This is a genomic window from Celeribacter sp. (assembly GCF_048270365.1).
GTDB lineage: Bacteria > Pseudomonadota > Alphaproteobacteria > Rhodobacterales > Rhodobacteraceae > Celeribacter.
Genome location: NZ_JBLWTA010000002.1, coordinates 77067 through 101036, shown reverse-complemented (window position 1 = coordinate 101036; position 23970 = coordinate 77067). Strand labels below are relative to the sequence as shown.

Annotated in this window: 27 protein-coding genes; 15 read left to right on the top strand and 12 right to left on the bottom strand. The window is 61.1% G+C overall.

The genetic code is table 11. From position 1 onward, the window contains the following. Positions 1–33 precede the first annotated feature (33 nt). Genes ACN0X0_RS03070 through ACN0X0_RS03060 form a run of 3 tightly spaced genes read left to right on the top strand, consistent with a single transcriptional unit; the run spans position 34 to position 2100 of the window. Positions 34–717: a TerB family tellurite resistance protein gene (locus ACN0X0_RS03070; RefSeq protein WP_417277961.1), complete on the top strand. Its 684-nt coding sequence runs from the start codon at positions 34–36 to the stop codon at positions 715–717. Continuing rightward, a complete protein-coding gene (locus tag ACN0X0_RS03065; RefSeq protein WP_417278222.1) occupies positions 717–1775 on the top strand; it encodes an endonuclease/exonuclease/phosphatase family protein in 1059 nt (352 codons plus the stop codon). The genes ACN0X0_RS03070 and ACN0X0_RS03065 overlap by 1 nt, the downstream gene beginning before the upstream one ends. A 22-nt stretch (positions 1776–1797) precedes the next feature. Continuing rightward, a complete protein-coding gene (locus ACN0X0_RS03060) occupies positions 1798–2100 on the top strand; it encodes an AAA+ family ATPase (protein WP_417277960.1) in 303 nt (100 codons plus the stop codon). A gap of 3 nt (positions 2101–2103) precedes the next feature. Here the strand turns inward: ACN0X0_RS03060 and ACN0X0_RS03055 are convergent, their stop codons facing one another. The 3 genes from ACN0X0_RS03055 to ACN0X0_RS03045 all read right to left on the bottom strand — a co-directional run bounded on the left by ACN0X0_RS03055 (position 2104) and on the right by ACN0X0_RS03045 (position 5552). Next, on the bottom strand, positions 2104–3684 hold the full coding sequence (locus ACN0X0_RS03055; protein ID WP_417277959.1) for a Ppx/GppA family phosphatase: 1581 nt from the start codon (positions 3682–3684) through the stop codon (positions 2104–2106). Positions 3685–3783: 99 nt separating this feature from the next. Continuing rightward, positions 3784–4467, bottom strand: a complete 684-nt coding sequence (locus ACN0X0_RS03050) for a chromosomal replication initiator DnaA (RefSeq protein ID WP_417277958.1) — start codon at positions 4465–4467, stop codon at positions 3784–3786. A 2-nt stretch (positions 4468–4469) separates the two neighbouring features. Continuing rightward, a complete protein-coding gene (locus tag ACN0X0_RS03045; RefSeq protein WP_417277957.1) occupies positions 4470–5552 on the bottom strand; it encodes an AI-2E family transporter in 1083 nt (360 codons plus the stop codon). Positions 5553–5722: 170 nt separating this feature from the next. Here ACN0X0_RS03045 and proS point away from each other — a divergent pair, with 170 nt between their 5' ends. The 4 genes from proS to ACN0X0_RS03025 all read left to right on the top strand — a co-directional run bounded on the left by proS (position 5723) and on the right by ACN0X0_RS03025 (position 9807). Further along, entirely contained in the window at positions 5723–7060 is a 1338-nt protein-coding gene (gene proS, locus ACN0X0_RS03040; RefSeq protein WP_417277956.1) for a proline--tRNA ligase, read from the top strand. Positions 7061–7201: 141 nt separating this feature from the next. After that, positions 7202–7708, top strand: coding sequence for a DUF2937 family protein (locus ACN0X0_RS03035; protein WP_417262813.1), 507 nt, complete (start codon positions 7202–7204; stop codon positions 7706–7708). Positions 7709–7820: 112 nt separating this feature from the next. Continuing rightward, the gene (locus ACN0X0_RS03030; protein WP_417277955.1) at positions 7821–9116 is read left to right on the top strand and encodes a lipoprotein-releasing ABC transporter permease subunit; all 1296 of its coding nucleotides are present in this window, start codon (positions 7821–7823) and stop codon (positions 9114–9116) included. After that, complete coding sequence (locus tag ACN0X0_RS03025) at positions 9109–9807, top strand: ABC transporter ATP-binding protein (RefSeq protein ID WP_417277954.1); 699 nt, start codon at positions 9109–9111, stop codon at positions 9805–9807. The genes ACN0X0_RS03030 and ACN0X0_RS03025 overlap by 8 nt, the downstream gene beginning before the upstream one ends. Here ACN0X0_RS03025 and ACN0X0_RS03020 read toward each other — a convergent pair. The 4 genes from ACN0X0_RS03020 to parE form a co-directional block, all read right to left on the bottom strand. Beyond that, complete coding sequence (locus ACN0X0_RS03020) at positions 9804–10664, bottom strand: phosphotransferase (protein ID WP_417277953.1); 861 nt, start codon at positions 10662–10664, stop codon at positions 9804–9806. The genes ACN0X0_RS03025 and ACN0X0_RS03020 overlap by 4 nt on opposite strands. A 61-nt stretch (positions 10665–10725) precedes the next feature. Beyond that, a complete protein-coding gene (locus tag ACN0X0_RS03015; protein ID WP_417277952.1) occupies positions 10726–11148 on the bottom strand; it encodes a hypothetical protein in 423 nt (140 codons plus the stop codon). Between the two features lie 113 nt (positions 11149–11261). Beyond that, on the bottom strand, positions 11262–11891 hold the full coding sequence (locus tag ACN0X0_RS03010; RefSeq protein WP_417277951.1) for a HEPN domain-containing protein: 630 nt from the start codon (positions 11889–11891) through the stop codon (positions 11262–11264). A 40-nt stretch (positions 11892–11931) separates the two neighbouring features. Further along, positions 11932–13887 (bottom strand): DNA topoisomerase IV subunit B, encoded by a 1956-nt coding sequence (parE, locus tag ACN0X0_RS03005; protein WP_417277950.1) that lies wholly within the window; start codon positions 13885–13887, stop codon positions 11932–11934. A gap of 192 nt (positions 13888–14079) precedes the next feature. Here parE and ppk2 point away from each other — a divergent pair, with 192 nt between their 5' ends. After that, positions 14080–15072 (top strand): polyphosphate kinase 2, encoded by a 993-nt coding sequence (gene ppk2, locus ACN0X0_RS03000; RefSeq protein ID WP_417277949.1) that lies wholly within the window; start codon positions 14080–14082, stop codon positions 15070–15072. 68 nt (positions 15073–15140) lie between these two features. On the opposite strand, the gene queC is transcribed toward ppk2, so the two are convergent. Together queC and ACN0X0_RS02990 are read right to left on the bottom strand one after the other, a co-directional pair. Further along, a complete protein-coding gene (gene queC, locus ACN0X0_RS02995; RefSeq protein WP_417277948.1) occupies positions 15141–15833 on the bottom strand; it encodes a 7-cyano-7-deazaguanine synthase QueC in 693 nt (230 codons plus the stop codon). A gap of 82 nt (positions 15834–15915) precedes the next feature. Further along, a complete protein-coding gene (locus ACN0X0_RS02990; RefSeq protein ID WP_417277947.1) occupies positions 15916–16860 on the bottom strand; it encodes an isopenicillin N synthase family dioxygenase in 945 nt (314 codons plus the stop codon). A 159-nt stretch (positions 16861–17019) separates the two neighbouring features. Here ACN0X0_RS02990 and ACN0X0_RS02985 point away from each other — a divergent pair, with 159 nt between their 5' ends. Further along, a complete protein-coding gene (locus ACN0X0_RS02985; RefSeq protein ID WP_417277946.1) occupies positions 17020–17484 on the top strand; it encodes a GNAT family N-acetyltransferase in 465 nt (154 codons plus the stop codon). A 9-nt stretch (positions 17485–17493) separates the two neighbouring features. Here the strand turns inward: ACN0X0_RS02985 and ACN0X0_RS02980 are convergent, their stop codons facing one another. Further along, the gene (locus ACN0X0_RS02980; RefSeq protein WP_417262825.1) at positions 17494–17937 is read right to left on the bottom strand and encodes a DUF983 domain-containing protein; all 444 of its coding nucleotides are present in this window, start codon (positions 17935–17937) and stop codon (positions 17494–17496) included. A gap of 306 nt (positions 17938–18243) precedes the next feature. Between ACN0X0_RS02980 and ACN0X0_RS02975 the strand changes: the two genes are divergently transcribed. The 4 genes from ACN0X0_RS02975 (at position 18244) to ACN0X0_RS02960 (ending at position 20705) form a co-directional block, all read left to right on the top strand. Continuing rightward, positions 18244–18993 (top strand): EF-hand domain-containing protein, encoded by a 750-nt coding sequence (locus ACN0X0_RS02975; protein ID WP_417277945.1) that lies wholly within the window; start codon positions 18244–18246, stop codon positions 18991–18993. Between the two features lie 91 nt (positions 18994–19084). After that, the gene (locus ACN0X0_RS02970) at positions 19085–19675 is read left to right on the top strand and encodes an RNA polymerase sigma factor (RefSeq protein ID WP_417278221.1); all 591 of its coding nucleotides are present in this window, start codon (positions 19085–19087) and stop codon (positions 19673–19675) included. After that, positions 19662–20117, top strand: a complete 456-nt coding sequence (locus ACN0X0_RS02965) for a hypothetical protein (RefSeq protein ID WP_417262827.1) — start codon at positions 19662–19664, stop codon at positions 20115–20117. Before ACN0X0_RS02970 ends, ACN0X0_RS02965 begins: the two co-directional genes overlap by 14 nt. A 3-nt stretch (positions 20118–20120) precedes the next feature. Next, complete coding sequence (locus ACN0X0_RS02960) at positions 20121–20705, top strand: periplasmic heavy metal sensor (protein ID WP_417277944.1); 585 nt, start codon at positions 20121–20123, stop codon at positions 20703–20705. 49 nt (positions 20706–20754) lie between these two features. Here ACN0X0_RS02960 and ACN0X0_RS02955 read toward each other — a convergent pair whose 3' ends face one another. Both ACN0X0_RS02955 and ACN0X0_RS02950 read right to left on the bottom strand, forming a co-directional pair. Next, positions 20755–21252 carry a hypothetical protein gene (locus tag ACN0X0_RS02955; RefSeq protein ID WP_417277943.1) on the bottom strand — a complete coding sequence of 166 codons (498 nt, stop codon included), beginning with the start codon at positions 21250–21252 and terminating at the stop codon, positions 20755–20757. A 79-nt stretch (positions 21253–21331) separates the two neighbouring features. Further along, positions 21332–22708 (bottom strand): diguanylate cyclase domain-containing protein, encoded by a 1377-nt coding sequence (locus ACN0X0_RS02950; RefSeq protein ID WP_417277942.1) that lies wholly within the window; start codon positions 22706–22708, stop codon positions 21332–21334. A 204-nt stretch (positions 22709–22912) separates the two neighbouring features. On the opposite strand from ACN0X0_RS02950, the gene ACN0X0_RS02945 reads away from it, so the two are divergent. Both ACN0X0_RS02945 and ACN0X0_RS02940 read left to right on the top strand, forming a co-directional pair. Continuing rightward, complete coding sequence (locus tag ACN0X0_RS02945) at positions 22913–23191, top strand: DUF3572 domain-containing protein (RefSeq protein WP_417277941.1); 279 nt, start codon at positions 22913–22915, stop codon at positions 23189–23191. A gap of 9 nt (positions 23192–23200) precedes the next feature. After that, complete coding sequence (locus tag ACN0X0_RS02940; RefSeq protein WP_417277940.1) at positions 23201–23911, top strand: HAD family hydrolase; 711 nt, start codon at positions 23201–23203, stop codon at positions 23909–23911. Positions 23912–23970: the final 59 nt, after the last annotated feature.

Sequence of the window (23970 nt, the reverse complement as noted above, 5' to 3'; positions counted from 1 at the left end):
GACTTGTGACGCCAAAATAGGTAAACTCGCGGCATGTCGATCTGGTCCAAAATCCTCGAGGCGCTCAAGGCGCTGCGTGCGGGCGAAAGCCTGGCCTCTGTGTTCGAGCAGTTCCGCTCGGACCCGGATCGGCGCGTGGGCTTTGCCATCGCGGTGATCGCCCTGGGTGCGAAAATGGCCAAGGCGGACGGTCAGGTGACCCGCGACGAGGTCACGGCATTCCGCGAAGTGTTTCAGATCGCGCCTGAGGACGAGGCCGCCGCCGCCCGTGTGTTCAACCTTGCCCGCCAAGACGTGGCGGGGTTCGAGGATTACGCCAAGAGCGTGAAAAAGATGTATGGCACGGAATGCCGCCCGCTGATGGACATCATGGACGGGCTGTTTCACATCGCCATGGCCGATGGCGAATATCACCCCGGCGAGGACGCGTTTCTGATCCGTGTGGCAGAGATTTTCGACATCGAAGACCGCGCCTTTCGGGTGCTGCGCGCGCGCTACGTGCCCGATGCGGTGCGCGATCCCTATGACGTTCTGGGGGTTGAGCCCTCGGCCTCGCTTGCGGAGATCAAATCGGCCTATCGGGCGCTTGTCCGCGAGACCCACCCCGACCGGATGATCGCGCGCGGCGTGCCTGAAGAGGCGGTGCAACTGGCCTCTGATCGGCTCGTCGAGATCAACGCCGCCTGGGAGGAAATCTCAGCGGAGCGCGCGGCGTGATCCGCATTGCGACCTATAATGTCGAATGGTTCGACAATCTTTTCGACCGCATGGGCCGCCCGCAGGCCGATGACAAATGGTCCGCCCGGCACAATGTGACCCGCGAGATGCAGCTTGAATCCCTTGGCATCGTGTTCAACGCGATGGATGCCGACGCGATCATGGTGATCGAGGCGCCGGACACCAATCGCAAACGCGACACGCGCCGCGCGCTTGAGCAATTCGCCGATTGGGCGGGGCTGCGGGCGATGGCGGTCGAGATCGGCTATATCAACGAGACGCAGCAAGAGATTGCGCTGATGTACGACCCGCTGGTGCTGCGTGCGCGGCATGATCCGGTCGGGGCACCTGCGGACCTGGGCGATGACTTCGAGCCGCCCGCTTTCAATTCGATCTATCGGCTGGACCTGGACACGGACCGGGACCGCGAAGAGGTGCGGTTCTCAAAACCGCCCCTTGAGCTGGCGATGGAGGTGCGTGAGACCGGCTTTGCCTTTCGCATGATTGGTGTGCACGTGAAATCCAAGGCCCCGCATGGCGCGCGCAACCGCGATGACGTGATCCGCATTTCCATCGAGAACCGGCGCAAGCAATTGGCGCAATGCATCTGGCTGCGGGAACGCGTGGAGGGACATCTGAAAGCGGGCGAGCCTTTGATCGTGCTGGGTGATTTCAACGACGGGCCGGGGCTTGATGAATATGAAAAGCTGTTCGGGCGCTCGGGCGTCGAGATCGTCATGGGCCGCGAAGACCCGGATGTGCCGCCCGAAATGCGGCTGTCCGATCCCCATGCGACCGAGGCGCTCACGCGGCGCGGCAATCAGGGGCGAACCTCTGCGCGGTTCTATATCGACGAGGAAAAACGCTATCTCTCGGCGCTTTTGGACTATGTGATGGTCTCGCAGGATTTGAAACAGGGCGCGCGCTGGCGCATCTGGCATCCGTTCGACGATCCGGTCTGTTTCAACACGCCGGAATTGAAAGAGGCGTTGCTCAAGGCGTCGGATCATTTCCCGGTGACGGTCGATCTCGACCTGTCTGAGATGCGGCAGGGGTGAAAACCGGCGGGGGAGGCCTTATATGTTCCGTATGAGACAGACGATCCTGATCCCGATGCTCTTTCTTGCGGCACCTGTGCTGGCCGAGGATACGCCCTCTGATCCTGCGGAGGGATGGAACCTATTGCGCGAAGGCTCGAAACTGTTGCTCGAACATCTCTTCGAGGACATGGGGCCCGCGCTTGAGGAGCTTGAGGGCTATGTCGATGATCTCAATGCCTATGAGGCGCCGGTGATCCTGCCCAATGGCGACATCCTGATCCGGCGCAAACCGGAGGTCACGCCGGAAGAGCCGAGCATCCCCGATGAGGGCATCGATCTCTAAGGGTCAGTAACGGAGGTGACGCACGTCGGTCTTGGCGCCCAGACTATTGGCAAGCGACTGGAAGCGCGCGTTGGTGACTTCACCGAACAGGTCTTCGGCCTCGGGGCGCAAGGACAGGACCAGCTCTTTCTTTTTCGGGAAATAGGCGATTTTGGCTAAATCCGTCGGCACGTCCACGGCGAACATCGCGCCAAAGCGCATCGCCTTGCCCAGCACCTCGGCATCGCGGATTTCCTTGTCCGACAGCATCTCGATCAGATTGGCAAAGGGCGTGTTGTCACGCGAGTTTTTGTAGCGGTGCAGCAGAGCAAGGCCTAAGAAAATCCGTTCCTTATGGGTCAATCCACCCAAGTTGGCCCGCGTCGCATTGTCGAAACAGACCTCGGCGCGGTAGTCGGGATGCGCGCGCCAAGTCACGTCGTGCAACAGACAGGCGGCGCGGATCAGCCGCATCTTTTCATATTGCCGCGCCTTGAAAATCGGCTCGATGAAGGCGTGAAGCTGCTTGCCAAAGCCGGGCAGGCGGGCGTCTTTCATCTCAGAGAAGCGGCAGGCCTCGATCAGCGGATCGCGGGCGCGCACGCTTTGCGGCATTTGCTCGTAAAGCATGCCTTCGCGGATGCCATAGGAGGAGACGCAAATTTCTTTTGGATGAAAGGTCCGCACCAGTTGGCGGAGCACTTCGGAAGCAATCGGCACCAAAGACATCCGGCTCGATGAGGTGCCGGTTTTGGAGCGCAGCTCATCCATATCGCTTTTGCGAATGAATTTGATCGTGTCAGTCACAGAACGGCTCGACATCCGATATTCGTGCAGCACGTGCAGCGGGTAATTGCGCCGCTCCATATCGATCCGGGCAATCGCGCGCCAGGAGCCACCCACAAGGTAGATGCGCGGATGCGCGGTGCCCATGGTCTCGGCCAGCTCTTTCATGATCGGTGCAATGTGATCCTTGAGACCCTGACGTCCGCCTTTGAGGCCCTGAAGCTTGAGCGGCCCCAAGGGCGAGGTCACGCGTTTGCCGACTTCGCCATTGCGGACCATGGCCAGCTCCATCGAAGAACCGCCAATGTCGCAGACCAGGCCATCCGCCTCGGGCCAGCCCAAAAGCACGCCCTGCGCCGAGAGCCGCGCCTCTTCCTCGCCGTCGATGACCCACAGGCTGAGGCCGGTCTCCCGCTCTATTTCCTCCCGAAAAGCGGGACCGTCCTCAGCCTCCCGCACCGCAGCGGTCGCAACCGCCGTCAGTGGGGGAATGCCCATACCTTGTGCCAGTTTCTGAAACCGGCGGATCGCGGACATGGCGCGGACCTTGCCCTCCGGGTTGAGCCGCCCGGTTTCACGCAGGCCAGCACCCAGCCCGCACATGATTTTCTCGTTGTAGAAATAAGCCGGGCTGCGCGCCGCGCCGTCAAACACCACCAAACGCACGGAGTTCGACCCCACGTCAACCACGCCGACCCGCGACAAAGCACGGGCCTCTTCGTCGAGAAACAGGGGGCGGCCAAACACGCCCCAGTCTTGTGTCTCGGCTTCTGCGATTGCGCCTTGGTGTTCCGTCGCATCTTGCGAAAGATCGGTCATGACGGTGCCTATCTCGTTGGTCTTAAACGACAGTGCCAAATGGCTTCGACTTCGTAAATCGCATGGATTTTGGGCAAAATCCAGCGTCTTTTGGGGCGCTTACGTGTCGGCGGGAAATAGGCTCTGGGCCAGACCGCGCGAAATCGGCTTGCCGGCCCGTAGCGCTTCGCGATCGAGTGTCTCGACCATCTGGCGCACGGCACCTGCGGAACGTTCCATGCGTTTCACGAGCCAAGGGATCAGCGCCACAGGGACGGTGATTTGCCGGTCCTCGAATTGTTTGACCAGCATGGCCATGAGCAACATGTCATCGGGCGGATCGATCCGGGTCACCGTCGTGCCCTGCATCCGAGACGCCAGATCGGGCAGGCTAAACGCCCAATGATTGGGGGCGGTGCGCGCCGTGACCAAGAGCCGACCGCCTTCGGCCAAGGTCAGGTTGTGCAGGTGAAATAGTGCGTTTTCCGCCGCTTGCGGATCGGCCAGCTCCGGCATGCGGTCGGCGTCCTCGACCACCACGGAGCGCTGGGTCGCCAGAGCAGGAATATCGGCCTCGCTCAACTCGGCGACAGGGACGATCACGCCCTCATGCTCGGCGGCAAAGACATGCGCCATATGGGTCTTGCCCGACCCGGGAGACCCAATGAGGACCAGTTTGCCCGAGGGCCAAGTGGCCACGGAATCGAGGGTCGCGATGGCCATGGCATTGGAGGGCGCGACGAAAAACGTATCGCGCCCAAGCACCTCGCGGGTGGGAAGATCGAGAATAAGCTGCTCGGCCATGGTCAGACGTCTTCTGCCTCTGGGTCCTCATCGGCGCTGAGGCCACGATAAAGCCGACTGTCGTGATATTGGTGGATGCCAAAGCGCGCCACGACACCGAGGGCGGCGGCCACCGGCACGGCGATCAACATGCCGACAAAGCCGAACAAAGTGCCAAAGGCGGAGAGCGCAAAGATCAGCCACACGGGATGCAGCCCGATGGAGGAACCGACGAGATTCGGGGTCAGGATATTGCCCTCGACGAATTGGCCGATGGCGAAGATCGCGACCACGGCGGCGATCCATTGCCATTCGCCCCAGAACTGGAACAGCGCAAGGCCGATGGACAAAAGCCCGCCGACGATGGCCCCGACATAGGGAATAAAGGTCAAGGCGCCTGCCACAGCCCCCGCGACGAGGCCGAATTTGAGCCCCACAAGCATGAGACCGGCGGCGTAAAACGTGCCGAGGATAAGGCAAACGGTGCCTTGACCGCGGATGAAAGAGGCCAAAGTGCGGTCGATGTCGGAGGCGAGGCGGCGGATGACCGGCGCGTGATCGCGCGGCAAAAGCCCGTCGATCTTGGCAACCATCCGGTCCCAATCCATCAGGAGATAAAAGGTGATCACCGGCACCAGAACCAACAGCATTACGACGTTGAAGAGGCTCATCGCAGAGGCCAGCGCGGTCGAGAGCAACTCTCCGCCCTTGGATTGGATCGTCTCGCCAATCTTGACCAGGGTCTGACGCAGCTGGCTGCCTTCATCGAGGAGGGTGGGGAATTTCTCAGTCAGGAAATTCTGGAGATTGTTGATCAATTCGGGCGCGATATTGACCAGATCCGTCGTCTGATTGATCAGCGTCGGAATGACCAGAAGCGCAATGAGGACAAAAAGCACCGCCGCGACCAAGGTGATCACCACCGTGGCGGCGATGCGGCTAAAGCCCCAGCTCTCCAACTTGTCGGCGACCGGGTCGAGCATATAGGCCACGGCCATACTGAGCACAAAAGGCAGAATGACATTGCCCAAAAGCCACAACAACGCGAGGAACACCGCCGCAGCGACCCCCCAATATTTCATCTGATCGCGGACAGGTAATGCCATGACGCCCCTTTGCCTTTTCTTCCATATCGCGCGTGCTGACATGGGTTTCAAGGGGAAGAGGGCGCAACCGCAGCGCTGATTTGCCAGAGGCCGAAAACTTGCGCAGTCTTGTTTGTGCTCTGGCGATCGCTTAGACCGTTGCAAACACTGATCACTTGAGGGCTCCGCCTATGCGTCTGTCGCGCTATTTTCTTCCGGTTTTGAAAGAAACCCCGTCCGAGGCACAAATCGTGTCGCACCGTCTGATGCTGCGCGCCGGCATGATCCGCCAGCAATCTGCGGGCATCTATTCCTGGCTGCCGCTGGGCTATAAGGTGCTCAAGAACATTGAGCGGATCGTGCATGAAGAACAACAGCGCGCGGGCCACATTCCGGTCTTGATGCCGACGATGCAATCGGCGGACCTGTGGCGTGAAAGCGGTCGCTATGATGCCTATGGCGACGAGATGCTGCGGATCACGGACCGGCATGGTCGCGATATGCTGTTTGGACCGACCAACGAAGAGATGATCACCGACATCTTCCGCGGCTATGTGAAGTCCTACAAAGACCTGCCGCTGACGCTCTATCAAATCCAGTGGAAATTCCGCGACGAAATCCGTCCGCGTTTCGGCGTGATGCGGGGCCGCGAATTCTTTATGAAAGACGGCTACACCTTTGATTTGTCGATGGAAGATTCGCTTCATGCCTACAATCGTCACCTCGTGAGCTACCTGCGCACCTATGAGCGCATGGGGCTTCAGGCGATCCCGATGCGTGCGGACGGTGGCCCGATTGGCGGCGATTACACCCACGAATTCCTCGTACTGGCCGAAACCGGCGAATCCGAGGTCTTTTACGACAGCGAGATCACCGATCTGAAATTCGGCGACCGTGAGATCGACTTCGACAGCGTCGAGCAATGTCAGGCCGTGCTCGAAGAATTCACCTCGCGCTACGCCCGCACCGATGAGACCCACGACGAAGCGATCTTTGCCGAGGTTCCCGAAGAGCGCCGCCGCACCGCGCGCGGCATCGAGGTCGGTCAGATTTTCTACTTCGGCACGAAATATTCCGAATCCATGGGCGCGACCGTCCAAGGCCCGGATGGCAAACCTGTGCCCGTGCACATGGGGTCGCATGGCATTGGCGTGTCGCGTCTCTTGGGCGCCATCATTGAGGCCAGCCATGACGACAAAGGCATCATCTGGCCGGAGGGCGTGACGCCCTTCCACGTCGGCATCGTCAACCTGAAACAGGGCGACGAAGAGGCCGATGCCGCCTGTGAGGCGCTCTATAAGTCCTTCGAAACGCTGGGCCTTGAGGCGCTTTATGATGATCGCAACGAACGTGCGGGCGGCAAATTTGCCACCATGGACCTGATCGGTCTGCCGTGGCGCATCACCGTCGGGCCGCGCGGTCTCAAGAACGGCGTGGTCGAAGTGACCTGCCGCAAGACCGGCGAGAGCGAAGAGATGACGCCGGAGCTGGCGGTCGAGAAAATCGTGAAAATCTACGCGGGCGTGTAATTCACGCCATCGGCGAGTTTTCGCGAGACTTTGAAAAAACGGGGGCGGGGCATTTGTGTCTCGCCCCCGAATCCTTTTAGCCTACTTGCCATAGAATTTCCGCGTCAGACGGAAACCGCAGCAGACGGATGAGAGGCAAATATGTTGAGAGCACTCGCCCTTTCGGGCGGCCTGTTGGGGGCCGCCGTTGTGTCCCAGTTTCCTGAGTTCACCCAGCAATACACACAACGCTTAGGCGGTCAGGTCGAGGCCCTGCAAACGGTCATCGCCGATTTTGACGCCTCCGCCACTCGCGCAGAGATGACCCGCGAAGAGGCGTTGGCCTCGATGGGTGGCTCGGTGTTCCTTGAGAACCGCCGCCGCGACATGCGCAACACCATCGACCGCCACGCGCGCCTGTCGGAGGACCTGTCGGTGCTCAAAGAGGCCACGCCTCTGGAGCGTCTGACCATGCCGCAACGCGTCGCCGACACGGTTCTGGCGCGCGCCACCTATGACGACTTCCGCCCCGCTTTGCCCCTGACGCTTGAGGGCGGAATTTCCGCGCTTGTCGGCTATCTGGGCGGCTGGCTGGCGGTCAGTGGCGTGTTGGCGCTTTTGGCCTGGCCGTTCCGTCGGCGCAAATCGCAGGCCGGTCTCACGTTTTAATCCGCGTTCCTCACGCGGCTTTCATCGCAAGAGGCCGCGTATAGGGCAGGGCAGCGCTTGACCTTTCTGCGGCCAAAGGGTTTGGTCTGGCAAAGTTTTCAGGAGCCTTTTCGTGAACGCGGCCAGAACGACCAAGCCCTTTTCCCGCTTTGAGTGGAAAATCGCATTTGCCTACCTGCGCGCGCGGCGCGACGAGGGAGGCGTTTCCGTGATGACATGGATTTCGCTGATCGGCATCACGCTCGCGGTGGCGGCCCTGATCATCACGCTTGCCGTACGCACCGGATTTCGCGCCGAATTTGTCGATACGATCCTGGGTTCCAACGCCCATGTGACCGTCTATTCCTCGATCTACGTGACCGAAGAGGGCAACACCTCGCGCGCGCTCACCGATTATGACGGCTGGGCCGAAAAACTCCGCGCCGTGCCGGGCGTCACCCGCGCAGCACCTCTGGTGCGTGGTCAGGTCATGGTGTCGTCCCGTGGCACCAATGCGGGCGTCGAGGTCTATGGCATTTCGCCCGAGGACCTGATGACCATCCCGCGTGTTGCCATCGAGCCCGATCAACATTGGGGTGATGTCTCACGGTTCTCGGAAGGCATCGCGATCGGCTCCGGCGTGGCGCGCGATCTGGGTGTCACGGTGGGCGATAAGATCAAGCTGATCTCCCCCGACGGCGCCAAAACCGCCTTTGGCACAAGCCCGCGCGTCTCCTCCTTCGAGGTCGTCTATGTCTTCTCCGCCGGGCGCTATGATATTGATAAGACACGCGCTTACTTGCCTTTCGCCGAGGCGCAGAAGTTCTTTAACCGCGAGGGTGCGGCCGATGAGATCGAGGTCATGATCGAGCATCCCGAAGCGGTCGACGACATGGCGATCCCTCTGCTGCAAGCGGTCGGAGAGCACGGCATGGTCTGGACTTGGCGCGATGCTTCGGGGTCCTTCCTGCGCGCCTTGGATATCGAGGACAACGTGATGTTCGTGATCCTCTCGGTGCTGGTGCTGATCGCCGCGATGAACATCGTGTCGGGCCTCATCATGTTGGTGAAAAACAAGGGCCGCGACATCGGTATCCTGCGCACCATTGGTCTCACAGAGGGCTCCATCCTGCGCATCTTCTTCATCTGCGGGGCCATTACGGGCGTCTTGGGCACTCTTTTGGGCGTCCTCCTCGGGTCGCTGTTTGCGATCTACATCGACCAGGTGCTGAGCTTTGTGAACTGGCTCAATGGCGGTGGGGCTTGGGATCCGTCGATCCGTGGCATCTATGAACTGCCCGCGGAACTGCGTGCTGTCGACATTCTCAAAGCCGTGTCTTTGTCCTTGGGCCTCTCTTTCATCGTGACCATTTTCCCGGCCCGCCGCGCGGCCCGCATGAACCCCGTGGAGGCGCTGCGCTATGAATGATCAAACCGCGCGTGAGATGTTGTCGCTGAAAGGCGTCGCCAAGACCTACAACGCCGGCAAGCCCAACGAAGTGGATGTGCTGCGTGGCATCGATCTGACCGTCTCGCGGGGCGAGATCGTGGGCCTCATCGCGCCGTCTGGCGCCGGGAAATCCACGCTTTTGCACATCGCGGGGCTTTTGGACCTGCCCGACAGCGGATCGGTCAAAATCGCCGGCCAAGACATGACGGGCTTGGGCGACAAGCCCCGCACCGCCATGCGCCGCGCGGGCGTCGGATTTATCTATCAGTTCCACCACCTGCTGCCGGAGTTTACCGCGCTCGATAATGTCATCCTGCCCCAGCTCGCCAATGCCGTGCCGGAGGCCGAGGCCTCGGAGCGCGCGATGGGATTGCTGGAAAAAGTCGGCGTCGGCAAACGCGCCCAGCACCGGCCTTCGGCGCTTTCGGGCGGCGAGCAGCAACGCGTCGCCTTCTGTCGCGCTTTGGCCAACAGGCCGGGGCTGTTGCTGGCGGATGAACCCACCGGAAACCTCGACCCGGAGACCTCCGCTTTGGTGTTTGACGTGTTGATGGGCTTGGTGCGCGACGAGGGGCTTTCTTCGGCGCTGATCGCCACGCACAACCTTGAATTGGCGGCGAAAATGGACCGTGTGGTGCGGCTCGATGCCGGGCAGGTTGTGCCGGTCTAAAGGCTTAAAAACCGCGCGCGTTCATGGGCATAACCGATCCCGCCACTCGCATGGATTTTCTGCGCCAGCGCCAACCCGTAAAACAGGTCGAAACTTTGCCGGGCTTCGTCTTCCGGCAGAAGTGACAACAGCGGTGCGGTGATCGCCTCGGTTAGCCCGGCCTCGCTATGTTCACTCACGCCTCTAGAAAAGCGGGTGATATCCTCGATCAATGGGATGTCGCGGTGGCCCGAGAGGTCAATCGCGGTGGGGCCATCGGGGCTCAGGATCAGGTTTCCGGGCCAATAGTCGCCATGTCCCGCCGCGATGGTCAGGGTCTCGGGCGCATGGGCCAACAGGGTCCGCGTGCGCTCGACCACATCTTGTGCGGGCCCCCCCCCGGCGCAGCTGTCGAGTTTCTTTGTGAAGCGTGCCATGGGAAAGGGGCGTTGCGCGCGGGTGGTGCGCGTGGCCTCGGAGAGCCAGAGCCGCCCGGCCTCAATGACCTCCGCCATCCGCCCCTCGCGCAGATGCTCCAACCCGCTCGGACCCTCGACAAAAGAGATCACGAAGAGCCCGGCTTTCGGGGCGATATGCAGCACGTCGGGGACATGCGCCGGCCTGCCTTCGAGTGCCTCGGCGAGCTGTTTGAGCGCGCCGGTCTGGCCACTCACCGCACGGGCTTTCTGCGCGTGCCAGATCAACTTTACAATCGCTGGGCGACCGTCCCATGTGAGCCGAAACACGGCGCGTTGGTGATAGGTTTGAAAGGCCTCGATCCCGCTTGCCCGCGCGCCCAAGTGGGGCCGCTCTTCGAAGAGGTCCAAAAGCCGCCGATGCGCGGCCACCAGATCGAGCGTGTCAAAAGAGCGGGCCATGGCGGGACTATGGCGAGCGCGGGGGAGGGCGTCAATCTGCCCCGCGATCCGCCGCGTCGGATCAGTTGTTGACGATGTTGTTATAAATCCCCATCGCGGTGATGACGATGGCCGCGTCGCGGGCGATTTTATAGATCGTATCGCCGGAAATGGCGTAGCGGTCGCGGCCCGGATCGGGCAGGCCATAGCGCCCGTAATCGCGCAGAATGGTGTAGCCGTCGGGCAGGCGGTCGCCTTTGGCGAAGCCTTTGTTTTGGGCGCAATTCTTGGCTATGCCGGGGGGCAGGGAGGTGCGCTTGCCCTCACGGATTTGCTTTTCAATCCCGGGCGGAAGATCGCAGCCCGCCGGGATGTGCACCCGCACGTGACCTGCGTTGCCATTGCCATGCCCGTTGCCGTGCTTGACCTTGTTCGGATTGGCAAAGGCCGGGCTCGCCGCCAAAAGCGTGAGAGCGAAGAGGGTTGTGGTTTTCAAGCGGGTCATATGCGCCTCTGAATTTGTTTTCAGAGAGTATAACGCGGGGGCCGAGGGAAGGGTTCCCCTGAGGTCTGGGATGGGCGGAAGGGTGCCGAGGGGGTGGAAATTTGCACTAAGGTTTAGTCTGTCGCGGAGACCAGTGCCGGAAGATCGGAGTGTTTGATCCATTCATTGATGATCTGTTCCGCTGTCTCCACGAACAGTTTTACTTCGCCAATCCTTGCTTCAATGTCGTCAATGTTTATGGCTCGGGGTTTACCATGCGAATTGAGATGGGCGGAGTGGACGATGGCATTTCTAATATCAACGAGCTTGTCAATTCGGGTGCCGAGATTTGTTCTCGCCGCTTTCTTGTGGACGCGGCCAGAGAGGCCTTTGAGGTCAATTGCCGCGAAGAGATTGTCTATAGCCTTGGTGCGATTGGTGGTTTTTTCTGAAAGTGATTTCGTGATCAGCGATCTTACGCGGCGAAAAGGTCGCTTCATGACAGCGATTTCCAAGGCAACTTTTGTATTCAGGCCACCTCTTTCCAACATTTCAAGTAAAGATTTGTTCGGCTCATTTTTGCTTAGATAGCTCGCTAAAACATCGCTAAATTTAGAGGTGAAGTAGTGGTCATACGCGGCAACGGCGAGCACTGCAGCAGCTCTCGAAATGTCATCGCAATGATCTTCATTTGTCTTTGCTAGTTCCACAAGCAAAGTTGATCTTGTGATGGAGCTCTCGAAATAATTGTATGGCTTAGACATTTTCTATCCCCTTCTCGAAAGTAATACTTTCGAGAACTCCCTACACATCCAATTCCTCAACAAACCGCGCATTCTCCTGAATATACTGGAACCGCAACTCTGGCTTTTTGCCCATCAAACGCTCCACCAGATCGGCGGTTTCGCCCGGTTCGTCTTCGTCAATCGTCACCCGGATCAGCTTGCGCGTGGCCGGGTCCATCGTCGTCTCTTTCAAATCCTTGGCGTCCATTTCGCCAAGACCTTTAAACCGAGAGACGTCGATTTTGCCTTTGCCGCCAAGGCCTTTCTCCAACCACATGTCGCGCTCTGCCTCATCCAAACAGTAGACGCGCTTGGCGCCCTGCGTCAGGCGGTAGAGCGGCGGGCAGGCGAGGTAGAGGTGGCCTTGATCGATGAGGGGGCGCATCTGGGTGTAGAAGAAGGTCATCAAGAGGGACGCGATATGCGCGCCGTCGACGTCCGCGTCGGTCATGATGATCACGCGTTCGTAGCGCAAGTCATCGACGTTAAACCGCGTGCCCATGCCGACGCCAAGGGCTTCGCAGAGGTCCGAGATTTCTTGGTTCGACGTGAGCTTGTTCGACGCCGCGCCCAGCACGTTCAGGATTTTACCTTTCAAGGGCAGCAAAGCCTGCGTTTCGCGTTTGCGGGCACCTTTGGCGGAACCACCCGCAGAGTCGCCCTCGACGATGAACAGCTCGGTGTTCGAGCGGTCTTTCGAGGTACAGTCGGTGAGTTTGCCCGGAAGGCGCAGTTTCTTGGTCGCGGATTTGCGCTGGGTCTCTTTTTCCTGACGGCGGCGCATGCGTTCTTCGGCGCGGAGCACCAGAAAATCGAGGATGGATCCGGCGGATTTCGTGTCGGCGGCCAGCCAGTTGTCGAAGTGATCGCGCACCGAGTTTTCGACCAGACGCGCGGCTTCGGTGGTGGCCAGACGGTCCTTGGTCTGACCGACAAACTCAGGGTCGGAGATAAAGCAGGAGACGAGGGCACAGCCGCCGGTCAGGAGGTCATCGCGGGTGATGTCCTTGGCCTTGCGGTTGCCGACCAGCTCGCCGTAGGCCTTCACGCCCTTGAGGATCGCGGCCCAAAAGCCCGCCTCATGGGTGCCGCCCTCAGGCGTCGGCACGGTGTTACAATAGGACTGGAGGAAGCCATCGCGGGACGGCGTCCAGTTGATCGCCCATTCGACCTTGCCCGGCACGCCAAACCGGGGCCCGAATTCGACCGTGCCCGCAAAGGGGCGTTCGGAATAGGTGGAGGCGGTGCCCAGCGTCTCGGACAGATAATCCGCCAGGCCGCCGGGGAAGTGAAAGGTGGCCTCAGTGGGCGTCTCGCCATCGTCGATCTCTGACTTCCAGCGGATTTCAACGCCGGAAAAGAGATAGGCTTTGGAGCGCGCCAGCGTGAAGAGGCGTTTGGGCTTGAAACGATGCGAGCCGAAGATTTGTTCATCGGCATGGAATTTCACCGAGGTGCCGCGCCGGTTGGGAGCGGCGCCGATCTTTTCGACCGAGCCTTGCGGGATGCCACGGGAAAAGCTTTGCTCGAACAGCTCTTTGTTCTTGGCGACCTGCACGACCATCAGATCGGACAAAGCGTTCACCACCGAAGAGCCAACACCGTGCAACCCGCCGGATGTCTGGTACGCCTTGCCGGAGAACTTGCCGCCCGCGTGAAGCGTACAGAGAATGACTTCGAGCGCGGATTTGCCGGGAAACTTCGGGTGCGGGTCAATCGGGATGCCGCGCCCGTTGTCGGTGACGGTGATGGAATAATCCGCGTGCAGGATCAATTCGATCCGGTTGGCATGGCCCGCGACCGCTTCGTCCATAGAGTTGTCGAGAATCTCGGCCACGAGGTGATGCAGCGCGCGCTCGTCCGTGCCGCCGATATACATGCCGGGGCGTTTGCGCACGGGCTCAAGCCCCTCCAGCACCTCGATGGAAGATGCATCATACTCGTCAGGGCCACTGGCCAGCAGGTCGTCGGACATATTGCGCTCGATTCTCGGACTGTTCTCGTTTGGTCAAGGATTAGACCATTCGGGCGGCAAAGGCGCAAGCGATAGAGGGGGCGGCAGATAAACCTTGCCTCAGATCAAGGAAACGCAAAGGGTTTTCATGTAACAGGGAGGTGACAAGCGCAGAGTTTGCCTCGCGTTGCCCACCGATGGAGATATGCCCGCATGACGACGCCTTTGAAACCTGCCGCCAATACCCCCGCTGTTGCCGCACCCGTGGCGGACACTGCGCCTGCGCCGGTTGCGTCCTCTGAGGCGGCGGTGCATGGCGGGCCGAAAAGCTTTCCTACCGTGAACCCTGACAAGATCCGTGCAGCTTTCGAGAGTGGCAAATACCCCTATCGCAAAAAGATGACCCGCATGGAATATGAGCGCACCAAAGTGGCGCTTCAGGCGGAGCTGTTGAAAGCGCAGCTTTGGGCGCAAAAGACCGGCGACAAATTCGTTTTGCTCTTTGAGGGCCGCGATGCAGCGGGCAAGGGCGGCACGATCAAGCGCTTTATGGAGCATTTGAACCCGCGACATGCGCGTGTCGTGGCGCTCAACAAACCGACCGACGAGGAGCGCGGGCAGTGGTTCTTTCAGCGCTATGTCGAACACCTGCCGACCAGCGGCGAATTCGTGCTCTATGACCGGTCCTGGTACAACCGCGCGGGCGTCGAGCGGGTGATGGGGTTCTGTAGTCCCAACGATTATCTGGAATTCATGCGCCAGACGCCGGAATTCGAACGGATGCTGACGCGTTCGGGCATCAAACTGTATAAATACTGGTTCTCGGTGACCCAGGCCGAACAGCAACGCCGGTTCAAGGCGCGCGAAACCGATCCTCTGAAACAGTGGAAGCTGTCGCCCATCGACAAGGCCTCTCTGGACAAATGGGACGATTATACCGAGGCGAAAGAGGCGATGTTCTTTTATACGGACACGGCGGATGCGCCCTGGACGATCATCAAATCGAACGACAAGAAACGCGCCCGGATCGAATGTATGAAGCATTTCCTGATGACGCTCGACTATCCCGACAAGGACGAAGAGCTGATCGGCGAGCCCGATCCGCTGATCGTCGGTCACGCGGGCCATGTGGTGCACAGGGCCGAACATATTCTCGGCACGGCGCTCCACCCGGAGGCGCGGCGCGGCAAGAACGGCAAGGTGTGAGGCTCTCTTCGCAAGACGTTTGCGAGGTGGTGGGAAGCCCCGTCTTTGAGGCGGGGCTTTTCGGCTTTTTAGGTGCGTGAGGTGGCCGCTTTCCAGAACTCGGGGTCGTCGTAGCTGGTTGGGTCCGCGACGCCCGCAAGGTGAAAGGCCTCGCGTCGCTCGACACAGGTGCCACAGCGCCCACAGTGCTGCGCGCCGCCTTTGTAGCAGGACCAGGTGTCGGCGAAAGGCGTGCCAGCGGCGGCGCCTGCGGTGACGATATCGGCCTTGCTTTGATGCACGAACGGCGTCGAGAGGTGGACGTCGGCATAGCCGTCGAGGGCGGCCTTTTGCATCGCCTCGAAGGCCTCGGTGAAGGCGGGTCGACAGTCCGGGTAGATGAAATGATCGCCGCCATGGACAGCGGTGGCGACCGCCTCATCCCCCGCAGCGGCAGCAATCCCGAAGGCGATGGTCAACATGATGGCATTGCGATTGGGCACGACGGTGATTTTCATCGTCTCCTCGGCGTAATGCCCGTCTGGCACGTCGATGTCATCGGTGAGCGCCGAGCCGGTGAGCGCGGCCCCGATTGTGTGCATGTCGATGATCTGATGCGGGACTTTGAGGCGTTCGGCGGCAAGCGCCGCGAACTCCATTTCCTTGGCGTGGCGTTGGCCGTAATCGAAAGAGACCAGACGCGAGAGACTGCCAGAGGCGGCCAGCACATAGGCGAGCGACACGGAATCCAATCCGCCGGAGCAGATGACGAGGGTTTTCATGGGTTTTGTCCTTGTTTTGTAACCGGGTAGGCTGCGACCGGTGGTTCTGTTGTGCGTGTTTGGGCGCCTGCGCGCAAGGCGCTTAGCCGTTGGCGGCGGCGAATTTGCTCATCAAGTAGGGGCCTGAGGTCACCGTCTCGGAGGCAGGGCCCGACAGAGGTTTGACCTCCGCATGCCAGTTCGGCTGATGGAAATAGGCAATCGACATGCGCCGACGGGTGGCCCAATTGGGCGGCGTGACAACCCGGTGCAGCGTCGAGGTCCAGCGTCCTCCAGTCCAGAGCGTCATGAGATCGCCGATGTTGATCACAAAGGCGCCGTCAATCGGCGGCACACCTTTCCACTCATTTTCTGGCGTCAAAATCTCCAACCCCTCGGAGCCGGGCTCGGGCAAGAGGATCGTCAGCGAGCCATAGTCGGTGTGGGCACCGGCGCGGAGTTGTTTCTCCTCGGGGGCTTTGTCTTGTGCCGGGTAATTCAGCGCCCGCATGCCGGAGATCGGCGTGGTGATATAGGGCGCGAAATGATCGTCAGGCAGAGTCAACGCGACGGCAAAGACCTCCATGATCCGGGCGGCTAGCGCCTCCATCTCGGCGTAATATCCGCGCCAGGCCTCCTTGAAGCCGGGCAGGGCCGGGAAGGGCGTGGGGGCATAGCAAAAGGCCAAGGCGTCCGGGTCGGTCTCGCCCGGCGGGATCGCGGCGGGGCCACCGTTGAAGCTTTCCTTGAGATCGGGCGGCGTGTCTTCGCCGCGTGATTTGGCCAAGGCCTCAGTGCCCGGGCCGAGATAGCCATAGGGGCCGCCGGGAGGCGGGGCGACGGCGTGTTTTTCCTCGGGCGATTGCTCGAAAAAGGCGCGGGCCTGCGACCAAAGCGCGTCGATCACCTCTTGCGGCACACCGTGGCCGGTGACGGCGAGAAAGCCGGTTTCCCGGCAGATGCGATCCACTTCGGCACCGATGGCCGCGCGCCCCTCGGCATCGGCGGATTGGAAGTCGGAGAGATCGAGAAGCGGAAAATCGGTCATGTGGAGGGCTTTCTTTTAAGTGCAGACCGATCTGAAAAGCCCGGGCCTCGACTGTCAATCTTGTGTCCCGCACAGGGCCGTTGCAGGCCCTATATTTGTGCAGCTCTGGCCCCATGCTCTGGTCTTGTCACGGGCCCGCGCGCATGGATGAGTGAGCGCATGACGGAAGATGTGGACATCCTCTTGCGCCGGGCCGAGGGCCAGGACGCCGCCGCGATCACCGATCTGGTGGCTGCGGCCTTCGCGTCATACACGCCCCTGATCGGCAAACCGCCCGCGCCCGCGCTCTATGACTATGCGCCGCTGATCGAGACGGGGCGTGTGCGTGTGGCGGTTTTCGGCGCGCAGATCCTTGGCGTGATCTATACCTATGCGGAGGACGACGGTGGCGTCATGCTCGATGTGCTGGCGGTCTCAGAGGCGGCGCGGGGGCGGGGGATCGCCATGCGGCTCATTCTGGAGGCCGAAGCCCGTGCCCGCAGAGACGGCGCGGCGGTGATGCGGGTCTATACCAATGCGGTGATGTCGGGGCCTCAGCGGCTCTATCCCAAACTTGGCTACACCGAGACCCATCGTGGCAAAAGCGATGGCTACGACCGGATTCATTACGAGAAACGGCTTTAGCTGGCGTCCTTAAGTCTCGTCGCCGCCAAAGCCATGCATCCGCTTGGCCCATTGAAATGCGACGATCATGCCTTTGAACCGTGGCAACAAATAAAGCGACAGCAAGACCGTGCCGGTGGCAAAAATTGCAATGAGCGTCAGAGGGTCGGGGCGGAATTCGATGAAAACCCAGCCCAAAAGCGGCGCCATCAGGTGGCCGACGATCAAAATGGTCAAATAGGCCGGGCCGTCGTCCGCCCGGTGGTGATGCAAAGCCTCGCCGCAGACAGGACATTCATCGCGCACCTTGAGATAGCTTTTCAGCATTGGCCCCCCGCCACAGGCCGGACAGCGGCGTTTCCAGCCGCGCAACAAGGCCGGGCGCAGCTCGCGCAGGCCATCGCCAGCGGGATTGTCAGCGGGGCTGAACCTGGCGGCGGTCTCGTTTGGCAAATGTGTCTGTGTCTCTGTCATATGCGATGCGCCTCTTTCGTGCGGGAGATGGCGTAATACGTTTCGTCCTTTTTGTAGGGGGCGCAAATTGTCCTTGCGGCGCGATGTCGCGCAGCTGTCAGCCCTGACGGGCCTCTCCTCCTCCATTGGCACACCATGGCCAAGGATCACGGCTCTGTGAAGGGATTTCTTTGAGGGCCTGCGACGGAACCCCCGATCTGGCGCGTTTAGAGTGCATAGAAAGCGCGGGAGGAGCGGTCACAGACCGACGTCACAGACCAGTGTCACAGACCGGCCGCGCCAAACAGACCAGAAAGAGGGAATACTATGAAACGTAAAACGCTGATCTCCGCTGTCGCTCTTGTTGCGGTTCTGGGAGGCACCTTTGGCGCCTATGCTGCGGGCTATGGATCGCAGGGCTTGGGGCCGCAGGAGCGCGGCATGAGAGGCCAGATGCAACAGATGGGCGGCGGCATGTCGCCGTTCGGGCCGAATTTCGATTTTGCGACGGTGGATGCCGATGAAAACGGCAAGATCACCCAAGACGAGATCGACGCCTTCCGCGCTGCGCAATTTGCCGAGGTGGACGCCAACGGCGATGGCACAGTGGATGCGGACGAGCTGTTTGCGCATCAGGAAGCCCAACGTGTCGCCCGGATGCAGGCCCGCGCTGCCGCGATGATCGAGAACCGTGACAGCGATGGCGACGGGCTTTTGAGTGCCGAAGAGATGCAAAGCCCGCGCGCGGGCCAGATGTTCAGCCGGTTGGATCGCGATGGTGACGGGGCCGTGAGCGAAGAAGAGCTGAGCCTGATCACGCGTCAGGGCATGGGCCGGATGGAGGGCCGCCAAGGACTGCAGCAGGGTCAGAAATTTGCGCGCATGGGCGGTCATCACGGTCAATATCACGATCAGATGATGCAGGGGGCGAACCATGGGTGCATGATGATGCAAGGTCACATGCGTGGACAGATGCAAGGGCAGGGGCAAGGGATGGGCTATGGCCCGATGTCCGGCCCGCAAGCGCCCGCTCAACAAGTCCCGGCACCGGACGCTCCGGCGACGGACGGCAACTGAGCCTGAAACCGGTCGGGGGCGCGTGTGCCCCTGACCCTCACTTCAGGACATGATGGACCTGCTTGCCCGACTGAGATACGCAGACCCGGTGATGACCATGCCCTTCGACGCCCTCAATGACGTGTCTGACGAAGCTTTGCTGATTTCCTTCGGCAATGGCGACAGGGAGGCTGCCCGCGCCCTGACGATGCGTCTTACGCCAAAGGTGCTTGGCTATTCCGCGCGATTGCTCAAAGATCGCGCGGAGGCCGAAGATGTGGCCCAGGAGGCCATGCTCCGGCTCTGGAAAATCGCGCCAGACTGGCGTCAGGGCGAGGCACAGGTGAGCACATGGCTCTACCGCGTGGTGACCAATCTGTGCACCGACCGGTTGCGCAAGAAACGCGGGAAGGGGCTCGACGAGATCGCCGAGCCGGAAGACGAACGGCCCTCTCAGGACGCGGTGCTGATGCAGCGTCAGAGGGTGGATGCCTTGCAGGCGGCGCTGGACACCTTGCCGGATCGCCAACGCGAGGCGGTGGTGCTGCGCCACATCGAAGGCTTGGGCAATCCCGAGATTGCCGAAGTTCTGGACATCAGCGTCGAGGCGGTGGAAAGCCTGACCGCCCGAGGCAAACGTGCGCTGGCCAAGGCTCTGGCCTCTCAGCGCGAGATATTGGGGTTCGAAAATGACGGATCGTAACGACACACGGAACGAGTTGACGGAGATGTCACTGGACGCGCTTTTTAAAGAGGCGCGGGAAGCTGCGCCTTTGCCGTCTGGCGATCTCATGGCGCGGGTTCTGGCCGACGCCGAAGACGTGATCGCGACCCGCGAGGCCGAAGAAGCCGCCCGGATCAATGCGTTGCGCCCGAAACAGCGCCATCCGATTGTGGCGGCGATGGTCGCGGCGCTTGGCGGTTGGCGGGCGGTTGCGGGGCTGGCGACGGCGGGTGTCGCGGGGCTGGCCATCGGGCTCGGCGCGCCGATGACCGTCACCACACTTGCGACCGGCAGCTATGCGGACAGTGCCGCGAGCTATGAGACCACGAGCTATAGCGCCACGACCTATGCGACCGGCGAAAGCGGAAATGCGCTCGACGATCTGGTGCCGAGCTTTTACGATCTGGCGTCTGAGGGGTAATCCATGAGCGATAAAATGACACAACCCGGCCCGTCCGGAGATGCCGCCAAGAAAAAGGGCATCCGCTGGAGCCGCATCGTGCTTGTGGGCTCGCTGGCGTTGAACATCGCGGTGTTGGGGGTTGTCGGCGGGGCCTTGTTGCGCTGGGACGCGGGGATGGATCGGGCCAAGGCGCTTCAGGCGCGTGATTTCGGCTTTGGGCCTTTTGTGGGCGCCTTTGACACGCAGGAGCGCCGGGCTTTGGGCCGGGCGTTCAGACGGTCCGCGGGGGATCCGCAAACCGCACGCAGCCAAGTGCGCGAGATGTTCGAAACCATGGTGACGACGCTCAAGACCGAGCCCTTCGACGCGGCGGCCTTCGAGGAGCTGCTTTTGCGCCAGCAAAAGAATTTCTCGGACCGGCAGGAGATCGGTGCGCGGTTGGTGGTCGATCAGATCGAGGCGATGAGTGCCGAGGAGCGCATGGCCTATGCGGATCGGCTGGTCGAGGCGCTCAAACGCCCGCCACAACGTCCGCGCGATGGTGGGCCGGGTGGTCCGCACGGCAATGGGCGTGGAGATGGCCCGCCGCGCCAAGGTGAAGACTGAGAAAGTCTCGCCTTTTCAGTGAGGTGCGCGGCGTTTATTCTGTGGTGCGTTAGCCGACGGGGTGATCCGCAAGGAAGCCCGAACAGGTGACTTCGCTCGCATCCTCAAGGAGTGTCCATTCCGATTTGATGGCGTAGCTGACCTTGTCCGGTCCGAAGGTTGCCAGATACCAATCGGACAGGCGCTCGGCGGTTTCTGACGTGCCAAGTGACAGATGCTGTCCGGGCGACGTGCCCGGACCACGGTAATAGAACTCCGGATGCGCTTTGTGCAGCGCCGGGTCTTCTTCATAGGCGCAGATGCTGACAAAGGGCATCCCGGCCACAGTGAGCCCGCCTTGCAGTTTCCAGCAACTGAGGCTGTCATAGCCGATGTTGACTTCAGGGATGATTTTCTCCGCCTCGGCAAGCTCCGTCAAAATGGCGAGGGACTGAGGCGGCGCGTCACAGGACAATTCCTCAAGGATCATGCGCTCCAGAGGGGAGAGGGCCAAGCTGGCAGTGGGGAGACCCACCGCCAGAAGAAGAGCTGTGAAACCTGCGTGCATGAATGACCTACTGACCTTTGGGCGTTACATCGCGTGACTGGAGCATGGCAGGTTCAGGGTTTCAAGGGGGCGCGGTCTTTCACGCGGCGTGGGAGCCCAGGGTCACCTGATTGCGCCCCTCGGCCTTGGCGGCATAGAGCGCGCGGTCGGCGATCTCCAAAAGCGTGTCGATGTCATGCTGCCCCGCACCGCCCATGGCCAGGCCGATGGAGGCGGAGACCGTCACCGGTGTGCCATCGGGAGCAACGGCGGCAGGCCGGGCGCAGATCGTGGCGCGCAGACGTTCCGCCACAGCGCGGGCTTCCATCAGCGTCGTCATCGGCATACAGACCAAAAACTCCTCGCCACCGAACCGCGCCAGCAAATCCATGCTGCGCAAACTGTCACTCAAGCGTTTCGCCACATCGATCAGCACGGCGTCGCCGGTGGCATGGCCATAGGTGTCGTTGACCGTTTTGAACTTGTCGATGTCCAGAAGCATCACCGCGAAATGTTGGTGATTGTCGCGCGCGTCGCGGGCGAGTTTTGCCAGATGCGGCATGGCGTAATGACGATTGTAGAGCCCGGTCAGCTTATCGCGGGTGGCCATACGCAGCCCTTCGTCGAGCGTCATCTTCAACAGATCTGCCTCTTTCTTGCGCCGCATCTGGGTGCGCAGGCGCAGGGCCATTTCTTCCGGGTCGGCGCCGCGGGTGATCAGGTCATTGGCGCCGAGATCGAGCGCCATGAGAGCCTCGCGCCGATCCTGCGGACCATGTACGACGACGATCCCGGCACTGCGGGTCGTCTCACGCGCGCGCAGATCGGAGATCAGCCGCAACCCCTCACTCGACCCGCCTGCCTGAGCGGAAATCACGTAAAGATCGGCCACCTTGCCGTGGTAAATCGATTCCAACAGATGATCGGCCCGCTCGATGGCGATCTCGTCATGCACCATGCCCTTGAGCCCCGCACGCCAGGTCATCGCCTCCTCGGAGGTGGAGCCGATGAGGGCGATTTTGCCGGGAGTGGCGTAGTGGCTCGCGGCTTCGGAAAAGCCCAAAGCATGCGCGGTTTCATTGCGGCGGCGCAGCTCTTCGGAGGTGGCAGAGGCGCGCATGAGGGCACGCACCCGCGCGGTCAGGGTCAATTCGTCGAGCGGTTTCGACAGGAATTCATCGGCGCCGGCTTTGAGGGCTGCGATCTTGGCTTCGGGCTTTTGCGCGGGTGTGATGATCGCAACGGGAATATGCGCGGTGAGCGGATCGGCCTTGAGGGTCGCACAGGCGTCATAGCCGCTCATGTCGCCGAGATCGCCGTCAAGGATGATGAGGTTCGGCCGCGTTTCGCGCGCGAGCTTGAGGGCCTCCTGCCCGGTCGGAGCCTGTGTCACATCGTAGAAGGCCGAAGACAGTTTGACCTTCAGGATGATCCGATTGGTCGGCACATTGTCAGCGATGAGAATCCTGCCTGCCATATCTTTTGCGCGTCCTCTGTAACGGGTCTGCCGGGCTCTTTTGGCCTCGGGGGCGGAGACGCAGCCTGTGACTGCGATGTCCGTCTTGCTGAACCACTGGGTCTCTTTTGTTGCGGCCTGTTGTATTTCTGGTGTTGCCTATGGTTAAGAATGTCGGTGACAAAGGTTAAGAAACCGTTTCCAAAACCCAGGGGTTATCCACAGATGCAGCAAGAATCCGCCGAGGTGATCGGCCTGAAAGTTCTGGCCTGGCTCGCCGCAGAAGAGGAAATTTTCCCAGTTTTTCTGGGGGCTAGCGGCATTACTGCAGAGGAATTGATCGCGCGCGCCTCGGAGGTTGAGATCCTGAGCGCGGTTCTCGATTTCTTAACCATGGATGACGAATGGGTGAAGGCCTGTTGCCAGGCCACGGGCCTCGATCCGCATGAGCCGATGCGGGCGCGTCAGGCGCTTCCGGGTGGTGCGCAAATTCACTGGACCTGAGGCCTTTCGATGATGCGCAAGATAGAGGCGATCCTGTTCGACAAGGACGGCACGCTGATGGATTTCCAAAGCAGTTGGGGGCCTTGGGGCGCGGCCATGATCGAGCGTCGCTGTGGGGCCGACCGGCAAAAACAGGTGGCACTGGCCGAGGCACTTGGCATCGATCTTGCCGCAAAGCGGTTCTTGCCGCAAAGCGCCGTGATCGCGGGCACGCCCGACGAGGTTGTCACGCTGTTGCAGCCGTTTTTCCCGACCAACAGCGCGGCGGACATCACCGGCTGGCTGGAACCCGACGCGGAGAATTTTGCGCCTGTGCCTGTGCCGGGCGTCATGGAGTGCTGCGCTGAGTTGCGCGCGCAGGGGCTGGGTATGGCCATCGTCACCAATGATTTCGAAGCGGCGGCGCAGGATCATCTGGCCCAGATGGGATTGGGCGCGCTCTTTGATGTGGTGATCGGCTATGACAGTGGCTATGGCGGCAAACCTGCGCCGGGGCCCTGTCTGGGGGCTGCGGAACGGCTTGGGGTGGCGCCCGAGACCTGTGTCATGGTGGGGGACAGCCTGCACGATTTGGAGGCGGCGCAGCGTGCCGGGATGATCCCGGTTGCGGTGCTCACGGGCGTGGCGCAGGCCTCCGAGCTTGCGGATCATGCTGCGGTGGTTTTGGACAGTGTCGCCGATCTGCCAGCGTGGCTGTCCGACGGTAACATCGGGGGCTGACATTCGCAGCTTTCCGAGCCGGTTTTCGAGATAATGCGAACAATTTTAAGAGTTTATCC